General features: G+C 60.6%; 9 protein-coding genes. 6 read left to right on the forward strand and 3 right to left on the reverse strand.

Annotated features, from left to right (window positions below):
• Positions 1 to 1,339: 1,339 nt before the first annotated feature.
• Positions 1,340 to 1,498 (forward strand): hypothetical protein, encoded by a 159-nt coding sequence (locus tag EOA29_RS41420; RefSeq protein ID WP_189350061.1) that lies wholly within the window; start codon positions 1,340 to 1,342, stop codon positions 1,496 to 1,498.
• On the opposite strand, the gene EOA29_RS16140 is transcribed toward EOA29_RS41420, so the two are convergent.
• The gene (locus tag EOA29_RS16140) at positions 1,495 to 1,710 is read right to left on the reverse strand and encodes a hypothetical protein (protein ID WP_126093969.1); all 216 of its coding nucleotides are present in this window, start codon (positions 1,708 to 1,710) and stop codon (positions 1,495 to 1,497) included. The genes EOA29_RS41420 and EOA29_RS16140 overlap by 4 nt on opposite strands.
• Before the next feature lie 106 nt (positions 1,711 to 1,816).
• Between EOA29_RS16140 and EOA29_RS41425 the strand changes: the two genes are divergently transcribed.
• A complete protein-coding gene (locus EOA29_RS41425; RefSeq protein WP_189350059.1) occupies positions 1,817 to 1,966 on the forward strand; it encodes a hypothetical protein in 150 nt (49 codons plus the stop codon).
• A gap of 253 nt (positions 1,967 to 2,219) precedes the next feature.
• On the opposite strand, the gene EOA29_RS41430 is transcribed toward EOA29_RS41425, so the two are convergent.
• Both EOA29_RS41430 and EOA29_RS16150 read right to left on the reverse strand, forming a co-directional pair.
• Positions 2,220 to 2,390, reverse strand: coding sequence for a hypothetical protein (locus tag EOA29_RS41430; protein ID WP_189350057.1), 171 nt, complete (start codon positions 2,388 to 2,390; stop codon positions 2,220 to 2,222).
• 770 nt (positions 2,391 to 3,160) lie between these two features.
• Complete coding sequence (locus EOA29_RS16150) at positions 3,161 to 4,333, reverse strand: autotransporter outer membrane beta-barrel domain-containing protein (protein ID WP_245464680.1); 1,173 nt, start codon at positions 4,331 to 4,333, stop codon at positions 3,161 to 3,163.
• 237 nt (positions 4,334 to 4,570) lie between these two features.
• Between EOA29_RS16150 and EOA29_RS16155 the strand changes: the two genes are divergently transcribed.
• The 4 genes from EOA29_RS16155 to rimO all read left to right on the forward strand — a co-directional run bounded on the left by EOA29_RS16155 (position 4,571) and on the right by rimO (position 8,926).
• Positions 4,571 to 6,016, forward strand: a complete 1,446-nt coding sequence (locus EOA29_RS16155; RefSeq protein ID WP_126093967.1) for a caspase family protein — start codon at positions 4,571 to 4,573, stop codon at positions 6,014 to 6,016.
• 101 nt (positions 6,017 to 6,117) lie between these two features.
• Positions 6,118 to 6,525 carry a DUF930 domain-containing protein gene (locus EOA29_RS16160; RefSeq protein WP_189350055.1) on the forward strand — a complete coding sequence of 136 codons (408 nt, stop codon included), beginning with the start codon at positions 6,118 to 6,120 and terminating at the stop codon, positions 6,523 to 6,525.
• A 289-nt stretch (positions 6,526 to 6,814) separates the two neighbouring features.
• Entirely contained in the window at positions 6,815 to 7,474 is a 660-nt protein-coding gene (locus EOA29_RS16165; protein ID WP_126093966.1) for a TerC family protein, read from the forward strand.
• Positions 7,475 to 7,612: 138 nt separating this feature from the next.
• Positions 7,613 to 8,926, forward strand: a complete 1,314-nt coding sequence (rimO, locus tag EOA29_RS16170) for a 30S ribosomal protein S12 methylthiotransferase RimO (protein WP_126093965.1) — start codon at positions 7,613 to 7,615, stop codon at positions 8,924 to 8,926.
• Positions 8,927 to 8,965: the final 39 nt, after the last annotated feature.

Here is an 8,965-nt window from a genome sequence, read left to right on the forward strand (position 1 = left end):
CACAGCAGTCCAGCTCTACATCGCCGCAATCGCCGCCGTGATGCTCGCCAGCAGAGCCTGGCGTTACCGGCAGCGCTATACGGCCGGGATGGCGGCGAGCGCGCTTGCTGGCCAGCATGCGGATCCGACAGAAGCGCTCACAGAGGAATGAGCCACGCAAGGGCGGCTGCCACAACGATCGACAGCGGCACGGCAACCAGCAGGCAAGCCTCGACCACTCGGGTCTCTTTGTCGGTAAACATCCTACCTCGCACGATTGCAAGAGACGGAATGCTCAACTCGCCGGGCGAGGCCCCCAACAACAACCTTCAAGCCCGACGAGCCGACCGGGATTAGCCGGCAACGGTCTCCATGCAAGCGCGGTGCCAGCGGATTCGTCCTGAAATGGGACTGCGGGCGCGATGGAAGGCGCCGGTCTTTTTCGCGCGGGATCTCGCCGCCGGATAGCCAGGTTGTTTGGCATGCAAGCGTGGCACGGCTGTTGCAACCACAGTTTCAGGCACGCCGGGGCGCGTAGAATCTGTTCCACATCAACACCGGCGTGCGTGAGGTTGGGACAATGATGTCGCGTAAGCTGCTGCTCGGCCTTCCCGCATTGATCTTGGCCACGGGCCTCGGGATCGCCCTCTTCTCGTCCGAAACCGCATGGGGACTTCTGACCGCGATCCAATCCGATTCAGTCTTTTGTTCTAGCGGTCCATCACCAGCGACCCTGTCAGCGCCGGCATCACGGATTTTGCCGCCATGTCCTCCAGCCGTCACAAGGTCATAGGAGGCGTTTCGATGTGGAGTTTGATCACTCGGTTGGCATCAGCCTTTCGCGAATTCGTTGCACCACGCTATCGGCCGGAGCTTTATTATATGCGTGGTCCTGCGCCGGCCTCCGCGCGCCGCGTCAGTTCCCGCTGAGCGCGTGTTTCGACCCGCCGGCGCGAAAGGTGACCCGACGTCAAGACTCAGCTATGGCTGCGTTTGCGCACTGAACTGGCCGGCGCCAGCAGTTCAGGCAACCTCCACCAACGGCGCCGGTCATTTTTCAGGGGCAAGGCCTCCACTCACGCCGCTTATCCGGCACAGCATGCGACACCGCTCGGTCGACAAGGCCACGTGACATCGGCAGCCGCAAGATCGGTCTTTCCAGGTTTAAACTACGGATACGTCCCGTCTATTAGACGAGTTGAATAAAAATACGATGTTGAAGGTTGCGCCCATAACGGCCTGGGGGCACGCCGATATAAGGAGACATGAGGAGCGCAAAATTAGCAGCCGCTAAGAACTGGTGTGAAAACGCCAGAGGATGGGGATTCACATCCGTCGCGTTCCGATCTAGAGTCTGTCCATGGATACGGTGTTTGATGACCTCTCCAGCGCTCTCCGCGAGCCCCATAGAGACGTTTGGGGCAAGGTCCGCGTCATCGTCCTCGATTTGCTCGGCAAGCTCTTCCTAGGCATCGCCATTGGCCTGGGCATCGGCATTGGACTAGTCCTCGCCGGCTAGTGCGGCAAAGCGCTGACGACGATTCCCACCACAATTACAGCAATAATGGCCAGCGCGATCCCAGCAAACCGGATGCGTTTCACCCAGGCTTGGCGCCCACGTCGTCGAGCCACCGTCGCGGCGTCATAGGCGCTATAGAGGCGCCGGCCGTCCTCTCCATAGCGGTCGCTGTTCGGGTAAGCCTTCTGCGGCTTTCGTCGCGCTTTCAGCATTTTGAGATCCCCCCTATGGAAGCTACATTAGCACTTGCTTGTGCTTAACTCCGGCCGGGGGCATAATAACCAATGCGCGTACGAGGAGCTTTGAGGGAGTTCCACAATGCGACCGATCCTATTGATCGTCGCCGCCGTTGCCGCGTTCTTGGTCTGGGATGGCTTGGCGAACAAGAGCGCCTATCGAATTGCGCTGATGAAGAGCATCGATCAGGTTGAGAACTTCCAAGGCCTCGTCAGGGTCTCTTGGAATTAGACTGGGTCGTTGCTGGCTAAAGCATGTCCCCCGAAAGTGGGAACCGGTTTCGGGACCAAGACATGCGTAAAATCAAAAACCTAAAGCGCACGAAGCGAATCTGAAAGATCGCGACGCGCTTTAGCTTTTCGCTCCGGGTCACAATGGCTTGCGAGTCGGCGTCTTCCTGAGCTGGCGGCGCCATCCATGAGCTTCTGCCAGTCCGAAGCTCGACGGTTCTGTCCCCGCCGCTCGATTCCTCTTTCCTCTAATCCTATTCGGCCGGCATCGACACGAATTCCACGTTCGCCTGCTCGGTTAACTGCTCGGCGTCGTTCTGTGTCAGTCCAAGCAGCAGTCTGCCCGGCAACTCCGCCGGGAGATCGGAAAATAAGTCATAGACCATCCACTGGTCGCACGGATCCAGAAAGGCGGTGAACTGCATGGCTGACATTCTTCGTTCTAGGTATTCCGCAGCGTAGTTCTTTTTCGGGGGCTGCCCTCGAAACTGCCCGGCTGGATTCTCCTCCAGCACTTTCGAAGAACAATACTGTTGCTGGAAGGCAAGAAAAAGGGGTTCTACAGTCCCTCCCGCATGCGACCCAAGTCTGATGGATTGCTGACATTCTCTGGACGATTATTTGTCATCCTCCCACCGGGGCTTGGACCGATATGACAGCCAATCGGGCCGGTGGCGCTCTGAACTCGCCTGAAACCAAGCGTTTGCCCAGCCAGCCACAAGGTTGGCACCAGCCAGCCGTGCCATAGTGCGTCTGTCATCCACCTGGAGCGCAGCCATGACCTCTCCGATTGGAAGCCAGCACAACGCCGGTGCAGTGCAGCGTAGCACCAGACCTCAGGCATCACCCGATGCAGCTTTTCCCGGCAAGAGCGGCGAAAGCATTGGCCATCTTGCAAAGGCCTCCGTTTTGGAGACAGGCGACAGCGAGCCGAACACGCAAGGGAGAGCGGCATCCCGGATCGCTCGAATGGACGTGACGGTGCTTCCCCCGACTGGCTCGGGCGATGGCCAAGTGTCGGATACAGGCACCGGAGACGAAGGGGCGACGGCGGATCAGGATGCCGCAGAAGACACTCTGGGATAACCGGAAAGCCGAAACCGCCGGCACGGCTCCCTGCAGAATCAACCTCAGCCCGACATCGCCGGCGTCCTGCCCCACTGGCGCGAAAGAGCTCTTGCCGGTGACCGAAAGGCTAGAAGGCGATCTTCAGGCCCAGCTTGCCGCTGATGGTCGTGCTGTCCGCCGACCACTTGCCGCGAATTTCGGTGCTTAGCGTTGTCGAGCTTGTCATCTTCAGGTTGAAACCGGAGTACAACGCCACCGAGAAGTCCGCGTCGTCGAACTCGCTCTCCACGCCCTCCACGCTGGCCGTGTTGGAATAGCCGAAGCGCTGCTGGACATCGGCCCGCGCATAGGGGCTGATCACCATGCCGTTCCCAAGTTGAAAATCGGCATAGATGCCGGGTTCGAACTTGACTGCGCCGAAGGACAGACGGCTTTTCCCGTAGTCGGTGCCGAAGTTGTCTTCATATGCATCGCCGGTAAAGGTAACCCCCAGCAATCCGCCGCGCAGGTCGAAGCGCACCCGGTCGGTCAGGTTGAAGATGCGGCCGACAGACCCGGTTATTGCATAGCCCTGTGTGTCATAGCTGCCGAATTGCCTCCCGCGATCGACATCGGTGTTGCCGAGAAAAGCCGAGGCGGCGACAAGCATGTAGCTGGTGTCATGGCGATAGAGTCCATAACCGCCGAACATGCCGCTTCTGTTGGTGGCATCGCCGCCGCTGAAGAACTCGAATGCATCGACACCCACCTTGGCCGAAGCGTAGCCGCCGAACAGACCGAGATTGAGGCCGTGCTCGTTGTCGAACCCGAAATGCTTGGCGGCATTGAAGTCCACGCTGATTGCGGCGGAAAATTCATCGACGTCGAAATGCGGCCCGTCGAAAGTGTCGACGCTGTTCGATATCTTGAAGCCGTCATGCTCGGTATGGGCAAACTGGCCGGATGCGAAAACGCCAAAAGGCGCCGTCTGCACCGGCGCTGGCGGAACTGCCTTTGCCGGACCGACATCCGCCTCGACAATATCGTCAACGATGTCGTGAAGCGCGTCCAGCGACGTGTCGACAATCGCGCCATTGGCGGCGCCGCCAATATAGCAATTGGGGTCCAGGAAGGTTCCGTCGTTGTCGACGATACAGGCGCGTGCCTCGGACGGCATGAAAATGGCTGCGGCGCCGATTGAAAACGTGCCCAGGACCCAAAGGCGCAGAAGCCGCTTTTCCACCTTCATCGTCATTCCCCCTCGAACTTGAACAATTTTATTCAATACAAGCAATGCGATAGTAGGAAATCGGAAGTGCAACCAATAGCTACAGCAGATATGATCCGAGCATCCTATCAGAAAATCCGTTGGATTTCCTATATCTTGTTGGGACTGACTGTGTTTTCCGACTATCGGCCAGTGCTGCGCTTCCTTTGAGATGGTTTCTGATGTAGATTTTTCGCGTCTTCGGAGACGAGTTTCGGCGCGCGGGGTGGCGCCATGGGTGAGGCGCTTCGGCGACTTGACGACTGTCGCCTGCTGAGACGAGTTCGTGGCATGACCTGTGGTCCCTTTCTGCGCATCCTGGCGGTTCTGCTGTTTTCATGGTTCGGCTTGATCGACGTTCAAGCCGCGGTGGACCAAGAGGCGACGCCGCAGCCGAGTAAGCGGCTGGCGATCGTCATCGGCAATTCCAACTATCAGAGCCCTCATCTCCCGCATCTTGCCAACGCCACCAACGATGCAAAAAAGCTTTCGGAGAGCCTCCAACGGCTGAATTTCGACGTCCTGAGCGGCACCGATCTGTCCGCCGACGGATTTGCCCGGTTGTTTCAGCAAGCCGACAGCAGGCTTTCGAGCGCCGGCGCGGTGCTGATCTTCTACGCCGGCCACGGCGTTCAGCTTCACGGTGAGAACTTTCTGCTGCCGGTCGACACGCCGGATGCGAAAAGTCTGGAGGAGTTGACCGCACAGGCCGTCAGGCTCGACGACGTCATCTCGAGGTTTGCCCGGCGCGAGCGGCCGACATTCATTTTCCTCGACGCCTGCCGTGACAACCCGATGGGAAAGGGTGCGAATTCGGCTGGCGGCCTGGCGCAGGTCGAGGTAGGCGAAAACACCTTCGTTGCCTTCGCAACTCAGCCCGGCAATACCACGCTCGATGGAGCGGGAAGCAACAGCCCTTTCACCACCGCCCTGTTGCAGAACATAGAAATCCCCGGTCTCAGCATTTCGGACATGATGATCCGCGTACGCAACCGGACCGAGGCGCTGACGCTCGGGCGGCAGGTGCCCTGGGATCAATCAAACCTGCGCGAGCAGTTCTATTTCACCGAACAGCAGGTGCTCGATCCGGTCCAACTGAGCGTCAGCCTGTCGCGCATTCTGTCGGACCCCGCCGCCAAGGAAAAACTGCAGGTCGAACTGGCCTCCAACGACTTGCAGACGGCAGTGATGATCGTGGGGCAGACATTGCGGTCGGTCGAAGTTCCGGCGTCGCCCGATCCATCGACCAAGCCGGTCGGCACCCAAGTCGCCAGTCTCGAGAGTGCCCGGCAAAGCGTCGTATCAGGCCTTGAAACGCTGATCGTCGGCAAGTCCACCAATGAGCCGGAGCAGCAGAAGGCGACCGATCTGGCGCGCAGCATCCAGACGGAGTTGCGCCGCCTTGGTTGTTACCGCGCCACTGTGGATGGAAATTGGGGCAAAGGCTCCGTCCGCGCGGTCACCAACTACAACAAGAACACCAAGCGGACGACGTCGTCGACCGAACCCACTCTCGAGCTTCTAAGCGATCTGTTCCTGCAGTCGGGCCGTGTCTGCAGGGATCCGGTGATCGCACAAAGGACAGCGCCGGCCAAGGTTTCTTCGAATCCCGCTCCCGTATCCGGGAAGGCGGCGACCGGCCGGAAGGCCGCAAGATCCTCCAAACCGCAGCCCTCGCGCCCAGCCGCCCCTCCTCCTGATATCAGTGGCGGCATCGGCATCGGCGGTGTGTTCTAGCGCGGCCAGGGACGAACTTTCAGCGGCTCTGGGCTTGGCGGCATGCACTGTGCTGTGGCTCCTCGCCGCGCCCCCGCACTGGTTGATTTGTCAGACAGAATATGCTGCTTGTCGCGCCCATGAAAAAGCTCTGTCTGATGGTTCTGGCGTCTCTGACGCTGGCCTGGCCGGCCAAGGCGATGGACAATGCGCTGCGCACCGGCCTGCTGAAACTCGATCCGCAGACTCGTCTCGAGCAGCGTTGCGATGCGGAAGTGCTCGACCGGATCAGCCATGACGACCGTAACTACAAGGCTGATCGCGTCGTGGCTTACGCCTTCGCCACGCCGCAGATGAGCACCGATGCGATAAAGAGCCCCGGCGCCGCCTTTCGCAGCAAGGGTCAATGGTACCGGCTGAAGTTCAAATGCCAGACAGCGCCCGACCACATGCAGGTGCTGCAGTTCCGCTACAAGATCGGCGACGAAATCCCGGCAACCGACTGGGCAAAATACAATCTTTATGATTGATGGATCGGCCACGGCCGGCCGGGCCTGGGTTAGCCTTTGCGGCTGCAAAGTCCACATGGATTCCGGTGGAACAAGACGACGCACAAGCGCTTGGTCCGGCTGGTTCTCTTGACGCGCGGGAATCGCACACGTAGAGCAATTCCAGGAAAAGCGAGCAGCGGCTTTTCGTCCGGAATTGCGTAAAAACAAATACTTAGAGCGATCGGCGACTCTATCAACGCTTGAACCGCCCTAGCGTCAGCATATTCGACGACCGACACTAAGACGAACAGCAAGGGGCTTCCAGACGATGGATATTTTCAGCGCCGCAAGCCTGAGCGCCCTTCTTCAGGTCATCGCGATCGACCTGGTGCTTGCCGGCGACAATGCCATCGTCATAGGCCTCGCCGCGGCCGGGCTGCCCGCGGACCAACGCAAGAAGGCGATCCTCATCGGTGTCCTCGCGGCCACGGTGCTGCGCATCCTGTTTGCCGCCGTCACCGTCAAGCTGCTTGCAATCGTCGGCCTGCTGCTGGCAGGCGGAATCCTACTGCTTTGGGTCTGCTGGAAGATGTATCGCGAGCTGCGCACCTCGCAGGCCGAAGAAGAGCAGGCTACGGAGGCGTTGTCCAATTCCGACCTCGACCACGACAGCATGATTGCCGGCAAGGCGCCACGCAAGACGCTCGGCCAGGCGGCGCTGCAGATCGTCGTTGCCGACGTGTCGATGTCGCTCGACAACGTCCTGGCCGTCGCCGGCGCGGCTCGGGATCATTTCTGGGTGCTGGTCATCGGGCTCGTGCTGTCGATCGGCTTGATGGGCCTTGCCGCGAGCTTCATTGCCCGGCTGCTGCACCGCTACCGCTGGATTGCCTATATCGGCTTGCTGATCATCCTCTACGTCGCACTCGACATGGTCTACCGCGGTGCGATGGAAGTCTGGCCGCACGTCAACAATGTAGTGAGCTGACGCCGCCTCCGGCGCGGGCTCGGCCGGCCGGTAAGCCGGCCCTTCGCACTGTATTTTGCCGCGGCAAGGGCCAGTCCATACCAATGCAGCAATTAGTGTGGTATTGCGCCGCCGATCCCGAAAAGCCCGGAAAATCCTATGTCTGCCCCTCGCGTCAGTTTCGTCAGTCTTGGTTGCCCGAAGGCGCTCGTCGATTCCGAGCGCATCATCACGCGCCTGCGCGCCGAAGGCTACGAGATCGCGCGCAAGCATGATGGCGCGGACCTCGTCGTCGTCAACACTTGCGGCTTCCTCGATTCCGCGCGCGGCGAGTCGCTCGACGCCATTGGGTCCGCCCTTTCGGAGAACGGCCGCGTCATCGTCACCGGCTGCCTCGGCGCCGAGCCGGAGGTGATCCGTGAGAAGCACCCCAACGTGCTGGCGATCACCGGTCCGCAGGCCTATGAGAGCGTGATGGCGGCGGTGCATGAGGCCGCTCCCCCCAGCCACGACCCTTACGTCGATCTCCTGCCGCCGCAGGGCGTCAAGCTTACGCCGCGCCACTATGCCTATCTGAAGATTTCGGAAGGCTGCAACAACCGCTGCACCTTCTGCATCATCCCGGCGCTGCGCGGCGACCTCGTCTCGCGGCCCGCCGCGGACGTACTGCGCGAAGCCGAAAAGCTCGCCAAGGCCGGCGTCAAGGAAATCCTCGTCATCTCGCAGGACACCAGCGCCTACGGCATCGACATCAAGTACCAGACGTCGATGTTCGGCGATCGCGAGGTGCGGGCGAAGTTCCTCGACCTCGCCGAGGAACTCGGCAAGCTCGGCATCTGGATACGCATGCATTATGTGTACCCCTACCCGCATGTCGCCGACGTCATCCCGTTGATGGCGGACGGAAAGATCCTTCCCTATCTCGACATCCCCTTCCAGCATGCCTCGCCACAGGTGCTGAAGAACATGCGCCGTCCCGCGCATGGCGAGAAGACGCTGGAGCGCATCCGCGGCTGGCGCGAGGTCTGTCCGGATCTCGCCATCCGCTCCACCTTCATCGTCGGCTTCCCGGGCGAGACGGAAGACGATTTCCAGATGCTGCTCGACTGGCTCGACGAAGCAAAAATCGATCGCGCCGGCTGCTTCAAATACGAGCCGGTCAAGGGCGCGCGCTCCAACGACCTCGGCCTCGAGCAGGTGCCGCAGGAGATCAAGGAGGCACGCTGGCACCGCTTCATGCAGCGCCAGCAGAAGATCTCGGCGACGCAGCTCGCCAAGAAGGTCGGCAAGCGCCTGCCGGTGCTGATCGACGAGGCGCACGGCACCTCGGCGAAGGGCCGCACCAAATATGACGCGCCCGAGATCGATGGCTCCGTGCACATCCAGTCGCGGCGGCCGCTGCGCGCCGGCGACATCGTCACGGTCAAGATCGACCGCGTCGACGCCTACGATCTCTACGGCTCGGCGGTATAACACCCGCGCGAAAACAGACACCCCCAAGAAAAGGGGGCC

Origin of the sequence: Mesorhizobium sp. M1E.F.Ca.ET.063.01.1.1 (assembly GCF_003998155.1) — a bacterium.
GTDB lineage: Bacteria > Pseudomonadota > Alphaproteobacteria > Rhizobiales > Rhizobiaceae > Mesorhizobium.